Source organism: Neptuniibacter marinus, from assembly GCF_001597725.1.
In the GTDB taxonomy this organism is placed as follows: domain Bacteria; phylum Pseudomonadota; class Gammaproteobacteria; order Pseudomonadales; family Balneatricaceae; genus Neptuniibacter; species Neptuniibacter marinus.
The window spans coordinates 18,391-35,405 of sequence record NZ_LUTR01000030.1 but is presented as its reverse complement, the minus strand read 5'-3'; the positions used below and the strand labels follow the sequence as shown (position 1 = coordinate 35,405).

Genomic DNA, 17,015 nt, shown 5'->3' with positions numbered 1-17,015 from the left:
AAGGAGCGGGCGGCTTCCCCAGAAACGATTACCAATGATAAATAATCGTTGAGGTTAAACATACAAGGAGCTCACCCCGTGAGCGAATGAATTACGCTCCCAACCCGATCAAAACCCCAACCCCTTCGGCCAGAGACTGGCCTCCTACAACCTACGTACCACCTTTATGCTCGGAACGAATGAAGACACGATAAACCCCGCCTAAACCCTTCCGTAGCGATCTTCAAGGCGGACAATATCATCCTCCCCAAGATAAGACCCCGATTGGATCTCTATTAATTCTAAATCAACTTTCCCTGGATTTTCCAAACAATGTACTTCACCTAAAGGAATATAGGTTGATTGGTTTTCAGTAACCAAAAAGACTTCATCTCCCTTAGTGACACGTGCGGTCCCTTCAACAACAATCCAATGCTCTGCACGATGATGATGCTTCTGCAATGAAAGCTTAGCCCCCGGTTTAACCGTAATACGCTTAACCTGATATCGAGCGCCCATATCGATGGAATCATACTTACCCCAAGGGCGATAGACTTCACGATGCTGGAACGCTTCCTTTCGACCAGCATCTTTGAGTTGAGTAACAATTTTCTTTACATTTTGAATACGTTTTTTATCCGCAACTAACAACGCATCAGGAGTGTCGATAACAATAAGATCGCTTACACCCAATGTAGTTACCAGACGATCTTTAGACATAATTAGAGAATCTTTAGTCTCCAAAGCGATAACATCACCTTCACTAATATTACCTTCAGAATCTTTATCTTTAAGATCCCACAACGCTGACCAACTACCGACATCACTCCAGCCTGCATCAAGGGGGATTACAACAGCCGATTCAGTCTTCTCCATAACAGCATAATCGACTGATTCATCAGGACATAAACTAAACGCCTCAGCATTCACCCTAATAAAATCCATATCTTGCGCTGTAGTAGAGATCGCCTTTTCACATGCTTGTAAAATATCAGGGCGATATTTCCCTAACTCTTCGATATAACGATCCGCCCTAAACATAAACATGCCGCTATTCCAGTAAAAATCACCTGACTCCAAATAGCTTTTAGCCGTACCTAGATCAGGCTTTTCTACAAATTGCTTAATATTAAAAGCGGATGATGTTTCATACTCACTACTCGCCTGAATATAACCATAACCGGTTTCTGGATGCTGAGGCACTATGCCAAAAGTCACCAGCATCCCTGCGCTAGCTAGTGGCTCAGCTTTTCGAATAGCTGTTTGAAATGCAGCCTCATTCTCAATAACATGATCCGCCGCCAGAATTAACAAGCATTCTGACCCTTTTCCTTTATTCACCGCATCCAATGCAGCCAGCGCAATAGCTGGGGCTGTATTTCGACCTACAGGCTCTAAAAATATCGAACACGATTGATTGATCACTCGCATCTGCTCAGCCGCTAAAAATCGATGCTCTTCATTGCATATCAAGTTTACATGCTCAACCGAACCTAACCGAGCAACAGTTTCTTGCAGCATTGAAATATCATTATTAAGCGGCAAAAACTGTTTAGGATATTGAGTCCTAGACAAAGGCCACAAACGTGTACCAGAACCACCAGAAAGAATCACAGGAAAAATCATATGCAACCTAAATAATGAAATTAAAAATTAAACGACTAACTTCCAAAAAGTCAGAAGCATCACAAATCATCGATTTTACAAACGCCCGAATACATACAGATACTCTGCAGATTATCTTGATAAGCCCTAGAAGAGCGTCCTTTCAGATCATTTTCATTCAACACCAACTGCAAGCATTCTTTAAGATTAGAAAAATCAAAAATAAAACAATTGTCAGAATCTAGCTCAAACCCTCTAACCCCGAATTCTGTAGATATTACAGGTAACTTTGCAGCAATATACTCAGCAACCTTGACGTTTGCTCCACTACCAGACGCAACTGGGTTAATCGCAAGATCTGCCGAAAGCAAATATTTATAAACACTATCCACTCGTCCCAATGCCTTAAAAACATCTGAGTACTCATAGGGCTCGCTAACAGAACCCACGACCAAAAAAACGAGGTTATTATCTTGGATAAACTTTGTATTAAGCTTGCACCACCCTAAAAGATCCTCGAACCCTATTTTATTTGGGGCATAACTACTTCCAGTGAATAGAACAATCTTTTTATGTTTAGGAATATTTAACTCAGCCCTAATAGCAAAAGAATCAATATCCGAACGATCAAAACAACCCAAATCTAAACCATTAGGGACTATACAAGCCTTAGCAGGAAAGCCACAAAATTTATCCATATCGTTCTGACAACAAAACACGGTTAAATCGGCCGCCTTCATTGCTTTAATTTCTAATTTTCGAACTACACTAGAAATAAAGGAAGATGAAAAAAGCTCAAACTCTGCATTATGTGTATTTAACACATTGGTTCCATTACTTATTTTAAAAACATTTGATAGATATGGAAAATCCACAATCAGCATATCTGATTGCTTAATTAAATTTTTCAATTTCTTAGGAATATAAAACCTAGTAATAAAAGCCAACCATAAAGGGGGAAGGCCTAATCTATAGCTAAAAAACTGTAAGAAACCATAAATCCTGCTCATATTTACATATTCAGGTACATCATCTACATCATTTACAAAACTTTTTTCTCCTTGAAGGTAACCCTTTTTCCTTCCCGTAAAAGAATATATAGAAACATTATGTCCTTTTTTAGCTAAAGCTTTACACAAATTATAACTGCGTAACTGGCCTCCTGATTGCGGAGGGTAAACCTGAATCCCTGATACAAAAATAATATTCTTAGACATACAATAAAATCTCATTGCTTACTAATGAAGAAAAATATGTTTCGCAAAACCTAAATTTCATACGATCATGAGGCTACAAATACCCATCCGGATTATTGGACTGCCAACGCCAGGTATCTTCCATCATCTGATCTAATGTACGGTCAGCCTTCCAACCCAGTTCGCTTTCTACTTTACTGGCATCCGCCCAAAAGGCAGGTAAATCACCTTCACGCCTATCAGCAAAAACATAAGGAATATCAACACCGGTCACATCCACAAATGAATTAACCATATCTAATACAGACAAACCTTTACCTGTACCTAGATTAAAAATATGCACGCCCGTTGAATCTAAGCAACTCAAGGCAGCTAAATGCCCATCAGCAAGATCCATCACATGCAGATAATCCCTTTCACAGGTTCCATCATTCGTAGGATAGTCACTGCCAAAGATGGAAAGCTCTTTCCGCTTACCAACAGCAACCTGACTAATAAATGGCATTAGATTATTAGGAATACCTTTAGGATCTTCACCAATCAATCCAGAAGGATGAGCACCTATAGGGTTAAAGTAACGTAGCAAAGCAACAGACCATTCCTCATCTGACTTGCACAGATCAGTTAACATCTGCTCAACCATCGCCTTAGACGTACCATAAGGATTGGATGTCTTACCTCTCGGCATAGTTTCAACATAAGGGATAGGCGCATCTTCACCATAAACCGTAGCCGATGAGCTAAAAACAAGCTGTTTCACACCCGCGGCGGCCATTGCCTCACAAAGAACTAAGGTGCCACAAACATTATTCTGGTAATAATCCAATGGGATTTGAGTGCTTTCACCTACAGCTTTCAAGCCAGCAAAGTGAATAACGGCACTAATTGCATACTCTGAGAAAATCCTATCTAGACAAGATCTATCTCTAATATCACCCTCAATAAACTCAGGGCGCACACCTGTGATAGTTTCGATACGATTAAACACTTCATCACTACTGTTACAAAGGTTGTCCAAAACCACAACGTTTGAACCTACTGACAAAAGCTGGACAGTGGCATGAGAACCTATATAACCAGCTCCACCTGTCACTAATATCGTTTTAGAAAGCACTTAAACGTCCCTTTAATCGACCCAATAAGGCTAAAACATCGCCTTACTGTAATGCATTATCAAAATCCCCTTCCTTAAACCAAGCATTAAAACCTCTCTCAATAAGCATCGCGCATTAAAGAGAGAGGCAAAACACATCCGAAGCGGCTTAACCTAAGTAGCCATTTTTCTGAAGGTACTCTACAACTTGCTCTGCACACTCATCAGCACTATAACCGGCTGTGCGCAGGTCACACTCTGGATTTTCTGGTGCTTCATAAGGTGAATCAACACCTGTAAAGTTCTTCAATTCACCCCGTCTAGCTTTCTTATAAAGACCTTTCACGTCTCTATCTTCCGCAACATCCAAGGGCGTATTGACAAAAACTTCGACAAATTCACCCTCTTCCACTAGCTCGCGTGCCATACGGCGCTCTGAACGGAATGGCGAGATAAACGCAGAGATAACAATCAGACCCGCATCCAGCATCAGTTTTCCAACCTCAGCAATGCGGCGAATATTTTCTACACGATCACCATCAGTAAAGCCCAAGTCCTTGTTTAAACCATGACGAACATTATCACCATCTAGTAGGTAAGTATGACGCCCCATCGCAAACAGTTTCTGTTCAACTAGGTTTGCAATAGTTGACTTACCGGCACCTGACAATCCAGTTAACCAAATAATACACGGCTTCTGATGCTTAGCACTACCACGACCCTCTTTATTAACATCCACATGCTGGATAGTAATATTGTGGCTACGACGTAGCGCAAAGTTGATCATGCCGGCACCCACAGTACTATTTGTTAGCCTGTCGATTAAAATGAAATTACCTGTGTCCTGATTCTCTTTATAAGGATCAAAAGCAATATCGCGGTCAAGACTCAACGAGCAGATACCAATACCATTAAGCTCTAAACTTTTAGCCGCTGTATGCTCAAGCGTATTCACATTTACTTGATATTTAATATCAGTAATTGTTGCAGAAACCGTCTGTGTACCCACTTTCATAAGATAAGTACGGCCCGGTAAAAGCGACTCTTCATGCATCCACACAACAGTCGTTTCAAACTGTTTCGCAACCGATGCAGGCTGAGCAGATTCAACTAACAGATCGCCACGGGACACATCAATCTCATCAGCCAGCGTCAACGTAACCGACTGACCAGCCACTGCCTCATCTAAATCACCGTCCATAGTAACTATACGCGCAACGGTGCTTTCTTTACCTGAAGGTAAAACTCGCACTTTATCACCAGGATGGATCTTACCTCCAGCCAATAGACCAGAGAATCCACGAAAATCTAAGTTTGGACGATTGACCCACTGCACAGCCATACGGAACGGCAAACGTTGCACTCGCTCATCATCTACCTCAACGGTTTCAAGATAGCCCATCAGCGTAGTGCCGCGATACCATGGCATTCTTTCACTGCACTCAGTGACGTTGTCGCCTTTAAAAGCAGACATAGGGATAAAGGTTATTTTTTCGATCCCCACTTCAGCGGCAAATGCCTGATACTCTTCAACGATGTTATTAAAAACACCTTCAGAGTAATCAACCAAATCCATCTTATTGATGGCTACAACAATATGGCGAATACCAATCAAAGAGACCAAAAAGCTATGGCGACGGGTTTGCGTCAAAATACCTTTACGCGCATCAACCATCAAAATAGCAACATCTGCTGTTGACGCTCCCGTCACCATATTACGAGTGTACTGCTCATGACCCGGTGTATCCGCGACGATAAATTTACGGCGGTCAGTCGAGAAGAAACGATAAGCAACATCAATGGTAATACCTTGCTCACGTTCAGCAGCTAAACCATCCACCAGCAACGCAAAATCTATCGATTCACCTTGAGTACCAAACTTCTTAGAATCAGACTCTACAGCAGCTAACTGATCTTCAAAGAGCATTTTTGATTCGAACAACAAACGTCCAATCAGCGTACTTTTGCCATCATCAACGCTACCGCAAGTAATGAAACGTAATAAACTTTTATGCTCATGGTCTTTAAGATACTGAGCGATATCACTTTCAATTAAATCAGATACATGAGCCATTAGAAGTACCCCTCCTGCTTCTTCTTCTCCATAGATGCGGCTGAATCGTGATCGATTACACGGCCTTGTCGCTCCGACGTTTTAGTCAGAAGCATTTCCTGAATAATATCAGGCAAGGTTGTCGCCTTAGATTCCACAGCACCTGTCAATGGATAACAACCTAAGGTTCTAAAACGAACATGCTTCATCATTGGAATCTCACCCTCTTTCAAAGGCATACGATCATCATCAACCATAATCAAAGAACCATCACGCTCAACGACAGGACGCTCTGCGGAGTAATAAAGCGGCACAATAGGAATGCCCTCCAAATGGATATACTGCCAAATATCTAGCTCGGTCCAGTTAGAGATCGGAAAGACACGGATCGACTCACCCTTATGCTTCCTAGCGTTATACTGCTTCCAAAGCTCTGGGCGCTGATTTTTAGGGTCCCAGCGATGATCAGCACTACGGAAAGAGAAAATACGCTCTTTAGCGCGCGATTTTTCTTCATCTCGGCGGGCACCACCAAAAGCAGCATCAAAACCATATTCATTCAATGCCTGCTTTAAGCCTTCCGTTTTCATGATATCTGTATGAATAGCAGAACCATGAGTAAAAGGGTTAATACCCTTTTCAATTCCTTCAGGGTTAATATGGGTAATAAGTTTAAGACCTAGATCTTCAACCATTTTATCCCTAAAAGCGTACATCTCTTGAAACTTCCACCGCGTATCAACATGCAGTAGAGGAAAAGGGGGTAACGAAGGGTAAAATGCCTTCATTGCAATATGCAGCATTACCGCACTATCCTTCCCGATGGAATACAACATCACAGGATTTTCAGTCTCTGCGACAACCTCCCTCATTATCTGGATACTTTCCGCTTCCAGACGTTGTAAATGTGTTAATGGCATATTATCTCCCGAAGATACCTTCCTATTTGAAGACGAAGTCTTCTGCTCAGTAGTAATTTGTAAATCTTTACCTTTCGCCTGATGAACCACCTGTTCATAAGCGATAAATTCAATCTTTTTAGCATGCAAAGCACACCAATTTTGAAACTCTGAATATCGTTCCACCAGCGGATAACGTGATATCAAAACCACGGGGTTCGAACTTGTTTCAATTACCAAATCCAGAAATTTAAGCAGCTCTAAAATTGTTGGCTTTTCTTTATAATGAATCCAACGAGAGCTATTCCTCAAATCCGTCAAATAGAACTGATAAAACCGTTGCCCTGCAAAGGATATATCTCTTAAGCCTGAAACATAAATTGTAGGTAATTTAGACAGCTTCGACTGACTAAGCACCTCTTCTCGTGCCACCTCAAACTTTTCTGAATCAATCAAGCCTAATTCTTGTAAATAGCGCTGCACAGATTTAATCGAGAGCACTTCACCTAACTCAACCTCCAACCAGCGCTGCACATGCTCAGGAGTCCAAAACACACCATCTTCAAACAATTCACAGGGCGACTCTATACTTAGTAACCGAGTAAACGCCTCTTCCGCACTGTGTAGCTTTAACCCTTTAGCCCCTGCAGGGCGGCCACTGCTTTTAGAAACTAACGCCTTCCAACCACCTTTCATGAACTTTTTATAAGCCGAAATAATAGTAGGATGACTCAACCCAGTGACTTCACGAATCTGCTCCAACGTTTTTTTATGCAGTCGCATAACAACCGCCTTCGTTCGAAGCTGATCAGCAGTGCCCTGTTTAGATTTTTGATTGGTCATAACATCAGTTCAACATTTAATCAGTTGTAATACTACGGTTTAAAGGTTACGCTATCAAGACACTATTAAATAATATTTGTCTTGATTTATTTTTTAACATCCGCAGTAGGATAATTTGAGCTGTACATAATGGATTATGAAGCCTATCTCACCATTGCCACCGTCGTTTCCGTACTCCTAACACTACTAACGACAAAAATTGCTTCCGATGTCATATTGATGGGGGCATTGGGGTTTTTAGTAATCTCAGGAATTCTGACACCATCAGAAGGGCTATACGGATTTGCCAACCCCGGCGTAATGACAATCGCCACCCTTTACGTAGTTTCCGCAGGACTAAAAGAAACTGGAGCGATTCAGTGGATAGCAGGGCAACTATTAGGCAACCCCAAAACAACACAGCAAGCCACCTTTAAAGTATTTTTGCCTTCATCCTTCCTTAGTGCTTTTATGAACAACACAGCTGTTGTTGCGATGTTTATCCCCTCCATTCAAGAGTGGTCTAAACGGACAAAAATTCCGGCCTCTAAACTACTACTACCCCTAAGCTATGCAGCAATTCTCGGCGGCACCTGCACCTTAATAGGCACCAGCACCAACCTTGTAGTCGACGGTCTACTACAATCAACACAAGGCCTGTCGCTGAGCATGTTCTCTTTGATTTGGCTAGGTCTACCTTTAGTTATTATTGGCGGTATGTTTCTCTACTTCTTTGGCGACAAGCTCCTCCCTAACCGCCAAGGGGCGGTAGAGCAGCTTGATTTAGCACGCGAGTACAGCGTTGATGTCATTGTTGATGAAAATGGCCCTTTAGTCGGAAAAACAATAGAAGAAGCAGGCCTACGTAATCTGAGCCACGGCTATTTAATTGAGATTCATCGCCAATCACGCATGATCACCGCAGCATCACCCGACAGGGAACTGGTTGCTAACGACAGACTTATCTTTGTTGGCTCGCCAGAATGCGCACGAGAAATTAGACTGATCCGCGGCCTAACGCCCGCCAGCAAAGATATAGAAAAACTACAAATAACTCACCACGAACGCTGCTTAGTCGAAGCCGTAATTGGCCCAGAATTTACAGGACTTGATCAATCAATAAAGAACTCCCGCTTCAGAACCCGCTTCCAAGCAGCGATCATCTCAGTCTCTCGAAACGGGCAACGTATTGTGGGTAAAATTGGTGATATCCGTTTACAAGTGGGTGACACTCTCCTGCTCGAAACAAGCCAAGACTTTGTAGGCCAATATAGATCTAGACGCGACTTTTTACTGGTCAGCGCAATTAATGATTCAACACCACCCGCATTCGACAAAGCACCTACCGCATTAATGATTCTATTTGCGATGATAATGCTCAGCGCTACCAGCTTATTAACCATACTGGAATCAGCACTGCTAGCTGCAGGCGCAATGTTAGCGACACGTTGCATTTCTGTTGCCAAAGCGCGCCGTAATGTAGACCTCACAGTTATAACAGTCATCGCCGCTTCTTTCTCATTAGGTACAGCCATGACCAAAACCGGAGCGGCCGAGGCTATTGCCAACCAGTTATTTTTAAGCGCAAACCAATCCCCTTGGATCATGCTCGCTATTGTTTACCTACTGACTGTCGCATTCACAGAAATGATCACTAATAATGCAGCAGCAATTTTAATGTTCCCTATTGCTATCGCGGTTGCCGATAAAATGGACGTCAACTACCTACCTTTTGTCATTGCCGTAATGTTTGCAGCATCCGCCAGTTTTATTACCCCCTTAGGCTACCAAACTAATTTAATGGTGATGGGCCCCGGCGGGTACCACAGTCGAGACTATATGAAGATTGGGCTGCCTATGAGCCTAATTACTGCCGCCTGCTCGATCAGCTTAATCCCTCTTATTTGGCATTTTTAACAAGGAAGAGCTATGAACAACCTAGAGACTTATTCCCAACCGATCAACGAATTATCCCGTAAAGCGGGCCAAGCGGTAATGGAAATTTACGATAAAGATTTTGCTATATACGATAAATCCGATAGCAGCCCATTAACTGAAGCAGACTTAGCGGCCCACACCCTCCTTGTTAAAGGCCTAAACGCCTTAACACCGAATATTCCCGTCTTATCTGAAGAATCAAACGAGGAAGAAAAGCAGAATCGCTTCAGTTGGACAACTTACTGGCTTATCGATCCTTTAGATGGCACTAAAGAGTTCATTAAGAAAAACGGTGAATTCACCATCAACGTGGCCCTAATCGAAAATGGCGAACCCGTTTTCGGTGTTGTTTACGCCCCTGCCATAGATGTACTTTACTGGGGCGCAAAAGGCGAAGGCGCATTCAAACAAGAAGGCAACCAAACCCCAACACCAATCAGCGTTGCTGAAGTTCCAACCGTTAACACCGGCTGGAAAGTTGTTGGTAGTCGTTCACACCAATCCGAAGAGTTTAAACAGTTTATGGAAAAACTACCCGAAGCAGATATCATCGCAATGGGCAGCTCCCTTAAACTATGCTTAGTCGCAGAAGGCAAAGCTGATCTATATCCGCGTCTTGGTTTAACCAGCGAGTGGGATACAGCTGCCGCCCATGCAGTTGTTCTAGCCGCTGGCGGGCAAGTCCTTAGCGCAGAAGATATGAAACCACTCATCTACAACAGTCGCAAAGACACACTGCTAAACCCGCACTTCATTGCCTGCCCAGCAGTCAGTAAATTCTGGGCCTAAGCGACCACTAAACAAAGGCTGACCTCCTACACACACCTGTAGGAGCTCACCTTTATGCTCGGGACGGGTGCCAGAGCGAAGGATTACGCACCAAACCTAATTCAAACCTCAACGCTTTCGACCAAGTACCCGTTCTGGGCATAAAGGCTAGCCCCCACATACAACTCACCTATAAGCATATTCTCCAAACCAACCCCTTATACATTTCATATAAACAAATCACGTACACAACTAAAAACATGAACTTTAAATGAAGGTTCATCTAAATAAAAACCTCATAAAACAAAAGGAATATTTTGCGAAATAAGAAAAAACATCCCAAGAAAAAAACCATTTAAAAACAAACCTTAACCTTAGCTAAACAAATATTTATTCAAAAAAATAAAAAATAAAAACAAACGACCGTTTAAATAAAAATAAAAAATAACTCAATTTAATTGAATAAAAATCACACAAAAAGATAGATAGATAAAATTTTATCTATATAATAGGGCTTACTGAAGTTAAGCGATGAGACCGAATAAAAGGATGTCAAACTTAATACTTAATTTTCAAAGTATTAAACAGCAAACTTGTAGTAATCAGTTAAAGCTTAGCTATAACTTATTAAATTATTTTAGGATGAAATCATGACTACAACGCAAACAGTACTTACGTCAGGTAACGACACTTACACAAGCACAACCATTGATGAAGCAGTTGCCGGTTTGGCTGGCGATGACTATATTCATGGTGGCAATGGCGACGATATGATTGCTGGCGGCGCTGGTAACGACACTATTGAAGGCGGCGGTGGCGCAGATACGGTTTTAGGTGGCGCAGGTGATGATGACCTTAACGGCCGGTATAATGATGATACAGTCCTAGGTGGCGCTGGTGATGATAGCATTACCGGCGGTCAAGGCGCTGATACTTTAGTTGGCGGCAAAGGTAATGATACATTCCTTGCGGATGAAGATGATGTTTTCATCGGTGGCGGCAGAGGCTTCGACACTCTAACCGTTAAAGATACTGATGGTGATGATATTGTAGATGTAGACTTCACCGACGGTAGCATTCGCGGTATAGAAGCAATTGTAGGTGATGGCCAAGGCCGTGGAGATGAGGTTAATGCAACACTTAACCTAGGCAATATCCTTGCGCAATCACAAGATGATGACGATTCCGAAACACCGGATACTGACAATACATTTATTGCTGTAGGCATAGACTCCCTTATTCTTGAAGCTAATGCTCAATGGCGTGATAGCGGCGAAATCACTACAACAACTGTAGATCTAGATGCTACAGAAGAAGCTGAATACCTAGAAATGCTAGGTATTACTCAAGCGGTTGACCTTTATGCTTACACATTTACTAAAGCTAATGGTGATTCTGTAGAGATCATCACAGATCTTGGCCTAGATGAAATATTTGATAGCAATAGTGGCGAAGATTTAGACACTGCTATTGATGTAGTTTAATTTTATAAACCTATCAATAAATAAACCCTTAGGGCTCAAACCCTAAGGGTTTTATATTCTTTTATGCACCTATAAATTATAATATTCCCTATAATGAAGAAGGTTAAGAATCTTATAATGAAAAAAGATGCACAAGAAAAAAGCAACTTAAACCTTTCTGATCTAATCTCCTCTGCCAACGCACAATTAAAAAAATCAGTGATCTGGGCGTTTATCTTTTCACTATTTATTAATCTATTCCTCTTAGCGGTTCCCATATACTCATTGCAAGTTTTTGATAGAGTCCTTTCATCTCAAAGTTTAGACACACTTGTACTATTAACAGTACTTATTTTTTGGATGATCTTTCTATATCTAACCCTTGACTGGGCTAGAGCAAGGCTTATCTCAAATAGCGCCAATTTATGGCAAGACAAAATATCAAAATCTATAATTTATAACAGCATCTCCCTCAGCAAAGAGGTCTCTACTAGAGATAGCCACCTGATTCAATTGGTCACAAATATTAAAAGCGCACTAAGTTCCAATTTAATTACCGCATTAGATATACCTTGGACACCCTTATTTGTAATCATACTGACATTATTACACCCCATTTATGGCATCATTAGCCTCTGTGCTATATCCAGCCTAATTATAATTGGCGCTATCCACTACCACAAAAGCAAAGACACAACGCAACCACCAGCCCCCGATTTAAATATTTTAAATCAAGCTCCCGCTATAACAACATTGGGGATGGAAAAAACAATCACAGATAAACTTCATACAGTAAACGCTGTACATACTGAGAAGCAGTATGAAAAAAATGAAAAATACACCAATATTTCAGCGTTCACAAAAGGCACTAAGCTGGTCGCCCAAATTGCTATCATTGGAATAGGGGCATCACTTGTACTTAAAAGCGAATTAACAGCCGGTGCTATGATCGCAGCCAGCATGATATCAGGACGAGCCCTTGCTCCTTATGAAAGCCTAGTCCTCAATTTTAGTGGATGGCTCAAAGCGATTAAAGCATGGAAACAGCTAAATACTGAGAGCAAACAGCTTATAGCGCACCTTGCGCCATCTACCAAACTGCCTACACCTAAAGGAAATATCTCCGCTACCGGTCTCATGTATTTATACCCAAATAGCCAAAAGCCATTTCTTTCGGGAATCAATTTAAATATTACCGAAGGTTCCAGCATAGCTATCATAGGAAGCTCCGGTAGCGGAAAAACAACACTATTACAGCTGTTATGCGGATTAAAAACACCTAATTTAGGTACCGTTAGAATAGACGGCGCCACCCATTCGCAATGGGACACAGAAGCATTAGGATTAAGTACTGGATACTACGACTCGAATGCCCATTTTTATCCAGGCACTGTAAAAGAGAATGTCTCCCGGTTTCAAAAAGACAGTAAAGATAGCAGCATCATCGAGGCCTGCGAATGTGTAGATATGCACTCTACTATATTAGGTTGGCCAATGGGTTACGACACCGATATACACAAAGGCCTACAACCGAGTCAAAGCGAAATCCAACGCCTGCTTTTAGCCAGAGCTATATACAATAAACCAGCTCTTTTATTCTTAGATGAGGTGGACAGTTTTCTCGACCCAAATGGCCTCAAAAAACTAGCCTTGCTATTACAAGAACGGAAAGATTCAGGGCTAACTACCGTTTTCACAACCAATCGCTCTGAATTACTCAATATCCCCAACAAGCTAATCGTGATGGAAAAAGGCCGTATTATCCAACAACACGATCCTAAACAACTACAAGACAAAGCTAAGAAAAATAAAATCGAAAAAGCTCCACAAGGAACAGCATGACTCAGAATAACCACTGGATAAAAATTGGCTTAACGATTCTGGTCATTGGCTTTGGCGGCACCATCCTATGGCTCTGCACAGCCCCTCTTCAAAGTGCGGCAATTGCTCCAGGTATCATCACGGTAGAAGGCTATAGAAAAAAAGTTCAACACCTCGAAGGCGGATTGATCGAAAAGATACATGTAACGGAAGGCCAGGAAGTAAAAGAGAATCAGCTGCTAATAGAGCTAAAGAAAACTAAGCCTTATACACGCTACCTTCAGCTCAAGTCACAATATGTAAACACTATAGCCACCCTAGACCGACTTAACGCAGAAATAAATAACCAAGCTGCTATCCATTTTTCCGAAGCAATTAACAATAATGATGACGAGATCTATCTACAAGCAAAAAATAACCAAATATTACTGTTCGATAACCAGAAAAAAGTAATTAAAGGCGAACTAGAAAGATCCTTGACTAAGCAACAACAAATCAAAGAAGCAAAAAATGCCTATATATCAACCAGCGCACTCGACCGAAAATCCATCGCCGTAATAGATAAACAACTAGCTATGTCCACAAAGCTCTTAGCTAAAGGCTTTGCTTCTAAAAATCAACACTTGGAATTACAGAAAGATAAGCTTGAGATTGAAAGAAGACTCAGTGATTACAACGCTAAAATCAGTAAATTTGACTTAGAAATAACCGAAGCGAAACAAGAATACCACAACATACAGCTCTCCTATATACACGAAAAAAACAGAGAACTAGATAAAGTTAAAGCACTCTCGATTGAGCTAAATGAACAACTAAAAGAGGCTAACGACACATTAAAGCGCACCTCTATATATAGCCCAATAAATGGTAAAGTTGTTGGCCTTGGTGTCCATACTATCTCCGGCGTTATATCTCCTGGCGAAGTACTGATGGAGATCGTACCTATTAATGATAAATTAATAGTTGAAGCGCTTCTAAAAACAGAAGATATTGACGTCGTACGGGAAGGGCTTGGTGTAGAGGTCACTCTCACCGCCTATAACCGCAGAAGAACCTTACCAGTCCATGGAATTATTACTAATATATCAGCCGATAGAGTAAATGACACTGATAATCAGACACCTGCTTATTCTATTAAAGTAGATCTAGATGAAAGCTCAATCAGCCAGAATACCGAAATAGAACTCTACCCAGGTATGCCAGCAGAGGTCATTATACTACTAGGTGAACGAACCGTATTAGATTACCTTTTAAGCCCAATTTATAGCTCTATGAACAAAGCCTTTAGGGATAGCGACTAGCAATAAAATGCTTCGACCAATGCATCAATCGCCTTTCTACAATATAGTAAAGAAAGAGCCCGCCGATCACGCCGCTCGATACTAATAACAAGAAGATAACGCCTTTAGGTAAAACAGCCAGCAATCCTAAATAAGAAAAAATAAAAGAGGCGACAGACAACGAGAGGCCGTGGGACAAATAAATTGAGAATGAAGCATCGCCCAACACTTTGAATATAGTATGTATATGTAGCTTACCAAGATCTTCCAATCTAACAATACCCAACATTAGTAAAGCAGCAAAAATACCATATGCTAGCGTTCGGTAATCAGTAATTCCTTCCCAATATCCCTCTACACCAAGGTATCCGACAACGCTAAAACCGATTCCTCCTGCCAACAAAAAAACTACCGACACAAAGCAGGAGACATACCTGTAGGAAAGAGCAGAAAGCCCTCCAAAGAAAAATAGCAGGTTATATGCTGAAAAAACTAACAGCTCGCTAAACCCCAAAAAAATATTTATAAACACAGCAAGTTGCCATCCCAAAAAAAACGCAACTCCCCACAGCTTATGAATAATTAAAAAGGAAAAAAAAGCATAAAAAACAAATTCATAAGTGAGTGTCCAAGCAACCTCTAAAATAAACCCTTCATCACTTGGAATCAAAAAGAATGATTTCAGCACATAGACGATATTTTGGAGATTTTCAGGGGATAGTTGCGGAATAGAAAAATAGATAGCCATTAAGAAGACAAGGAAAAACCAATACAATGGAATAATTCTAGTGATTCTTTTTAAGAAAAATATCAAAAATTTATCTCGCCTACCCATATCTTTCCAATGGATAAAAACCATAATAAAACCACTTAAAACGAAGAAAAGCTCTACCCCGGCAAACCCCATATTAAAAAAATTAGAAATAGGCTCATCAGGAAATAATTTAATAGTAATAAAATAAGCATGAGCATGAAAAATAACCACGCCCAGTGCGGCAACGGCTCTAATTAGTTGCAAGCTATCAACACGCATACAAAAACCTTACATAACAATTAATTTCAGAAAATAACTTATTATATTTAAAAAAAAATCATAAATTGCTAGAATCATAAATCTAGTCCAGCTTAGAGTACAATAAAATGAATACATCTCAAACACACATACCAGAAAGAAAGAATGTTTTTATTTTAGGTACTGCAAAGCGGAGCGGCACAAACTTTTTAAAGAATATGCTTTGCATTCATGAAGACTGTTTCAGCCCTGGCCCTATATGGGAAGACTTTCTCCTAGAGCACATAGATCAACTCGATAATTATGTACATTATACCAGTAATCGCTGGAACCCAAACTGGAAAGTAGAAGAGCAACTACATACTCAAAAATCAATGAAAAAAGCACTAGGGACAGGCCTAATTCGTTTCCTTCGCTCTCAATTAAAAACACCCGAAGCACAGAAAAAAGGGATCAATTCGGACCACGTTCTTATTACAAAAACCCCCAGTACAGAAAGTATTGACTCTTTTTTCGAATACTTCCCTAACGAATATTTAATTGTTATTACTAGAGACGGAAGGTCAGTAACAGAATCTGCATCTAAATCCTTCAATAAACCTCAAACAATAGCGATGAAAGAATGGAATTTATACGCAGAGAAAACAATCAATATAATAAATTCAGACCTAAAAACAAAAAAATTACTTATTGTAAAATATGAAAACTTACACAAAGAAACAGAAAAAGAATTAAGAAGAATAATTAATTTTTTGGACTTAGATGAGAAAAGCTATAATTATTCCGCAATAGATAATGCACCGATCATTGGCTCATCCGATCTAGCAAAAAAAGGAGAGCTTCACTGGAACCCTACAAAAAAGACAGATTCATTTCAACCTAACAGCCGCTGGGAAAAATGGTCTAATTTCAAGCACTCAAGATATAACTGGATAGCTGGAGAAAGCCATAAAGCATTAGGCTACGAAATTCTAAATACTAAAAGATTAGCCCTAGTAAACACAATGCTTGATTTGTTTTGGAATCCATCTTTTTATATCTGGTATAAAGTAAAAAAACATCTTTATTCAAGAAAGAATTGAGTAA

General features: G+C 40.7%; 12 protein-coding genes. 6 read left to right on the top strand and 6 right to left on the bottom strand.

The annotated features are described in order from the left end of the window. Positions 1-201: 201 nt before the first annotated feature. The 5 genes from A3774_RS14990 to cysD form a co-directional block, all read right to left on the bottom strand. Positions 202-1,605 carry a mannose-1-phosphate guanylyltransferase/mannose-6-phosphate isomerase gene (locus tag A3774_RS14990; protein WP_067869459.1) on the bottom strand — a complete coding sequence of 468 codons (1,404 nt, stop codon included), beginning with the start codon at positions 1,603-1,605 and terminating at the stop codon, positions 202-204. Between the two features lie 59 nt (positions 1,606-1,664). Further along, the gene (locus A3774_RS14985; RefSeq protein ID WP_067869456.1) at positions 1,665-2,801 is read right to left on the bottom strand and encodes a glycosyltransferase family 4 protein; all 1,137 of its coding nucleotides are present in this window, start codon (positions 2,799-2,801) and stop codon (positions 1,665-1,667) included. A gap of 73 nt (positions 2,802-2,874) precedes the next feature. Further along, on the bottom strand, positions 2,875-3,894 hold the full coding sequence (gene galE, locus A3774_RS14980; RefSeq protein ID WP_067869453.1) for a UDP-glucose 4-epimerase GalE: 1,020 nt from the start codon (positions 3,892-3,894) through the stop codon (positions 2,875-2,877). A gap of 148 nt (positions 3,895-4,042) precedes the next feature. Then, positions 4,043-5,947 carry a sulfate adenylyltransferase subunit CysN gene (cysN, locus tag A3774_RS14975; protein WP_067869450.1) on the bottom strand — a complete coding sequence of 635 codons (1,905 nt, stop codon included), beginning with the start codon at positions 5,945-5,947 and terminating at the stop codon, positions 4,043-4,045. Beyond that, a complete protein-coding gene (cysD, locus tag A3774_RS17215; RefSeq protein WP_269454624.1) occupies positions 5,947-7,521 on the bottom strand; it encodes a sulfate adenylyltransferase subunit CysD in 1,575 nt (524 codons plus the stop codon). The genes cysN and cysD overlap by 1 nt, the downstream gene beginning before the upstream one ends. Before the next feature lie 276 nt (positions 7,522-7,797). Here cysD and A3774_RS14965 point away from each other — a divergent pair, with 276 nt between their 5' ends. From A3774_RS14965 to A3774_RS14945, 5 genes are all read left to right on the top strand, one after another. Beyond that, on the top strand, positions 7,798-9,564 hold the full coding sequence (locus tag A3774_RS14965) for an SLC13 family permease (protein WP_067869447.1): 1,767 nt from the start codon (positions 7,798-7,800) through the stop codon (positions 9,562-9,564). 12 nt (positions 9,565-9,576) lie between these two features. Beyond that, complete coding sequence (gene cysQ, locus A3774_RS14960; RefSeq protein WP_067869444.1) at positions 9,577-10,374, top strand: 3'(2'),5'-bisphosphate nucleotidase CysQ; 798 nt, start codon at positions 9,577-9,579, stop codon at positions 10,372-10,374. Between the two features lie 629 nt (positions 10,375-11,003). Further along, the gene (locus A3774_RS14955) at positions 11,004-11,837 is read left to right on the top strand and encodes a calcium-binding protein (protein ID WP_067869441.1); all 834 of its coding nucleotides are present in this window, start codon (positions 11,004-11,006) and stop codon (positions 11,835-11,837) included. 117 nt (positions 11,838-11,954) lie between these two features. Further along, positions 11,955-13,658 (top strand): ATP-binding cassette domain-containing protein, encoded by a 1,704-nt coding sequence (locus A3774_RS14950; protein ID WP_075107994.1) that lies wholly within the window; start codon positions 11,955-11,957, stop codon positions 13,656-13,658. Next, on the top strand, positions 13,655-14,938 hold the full coding sequence (locus A3774_RS14945; RefSeq protein ID WP_067869433.1) for an HlyD family type I secretion periplasmic adaptor subunit: 1,284 nt from the start codon (positions 13,655-13,657) through the stop codon (positions 14,936-14,938). The genes A3774_RS14950 and A3774_RS14945 overlap by 4 nt, the downstream gene beginning before the upstream one ends. On the opposite strand, the gene A3774_RS14940 is transcribed toward A3774_RS14945, so the two are convergent. Next, a complete protein-coding gene (locus tag A3774_RS14940) occupies positions 14,922-15,950 on the bottom strand; it encodes an acyltransferase family protein (RefSeq protein WP_067869430.1) in 1,029 nt (342 codons plus the stop codon). The genes A3774_RS14945 and A3774_RS14940 overlap by 17 nt on opposite strands. 107 nt (positions 15,951-16,057) lie before the next feature. Here A3774_RS14940 and A3774_RS14935 point away from each other — a divergent pair, with 107 nt between their 5' ends. Then, on the top strand, positions 16,058-17,011 hold the full coding sequence (locus A3774_RS14935) for a sulfotransferase family protein (protein ID WP_067869426.1): 954 nt from the start codon (positions 16,058-16,060) through the stop codon (positions 17,009-17,011). The last annotated feature ends 4 nt before the right edge of the window (positions 17,012-17,015 follow it).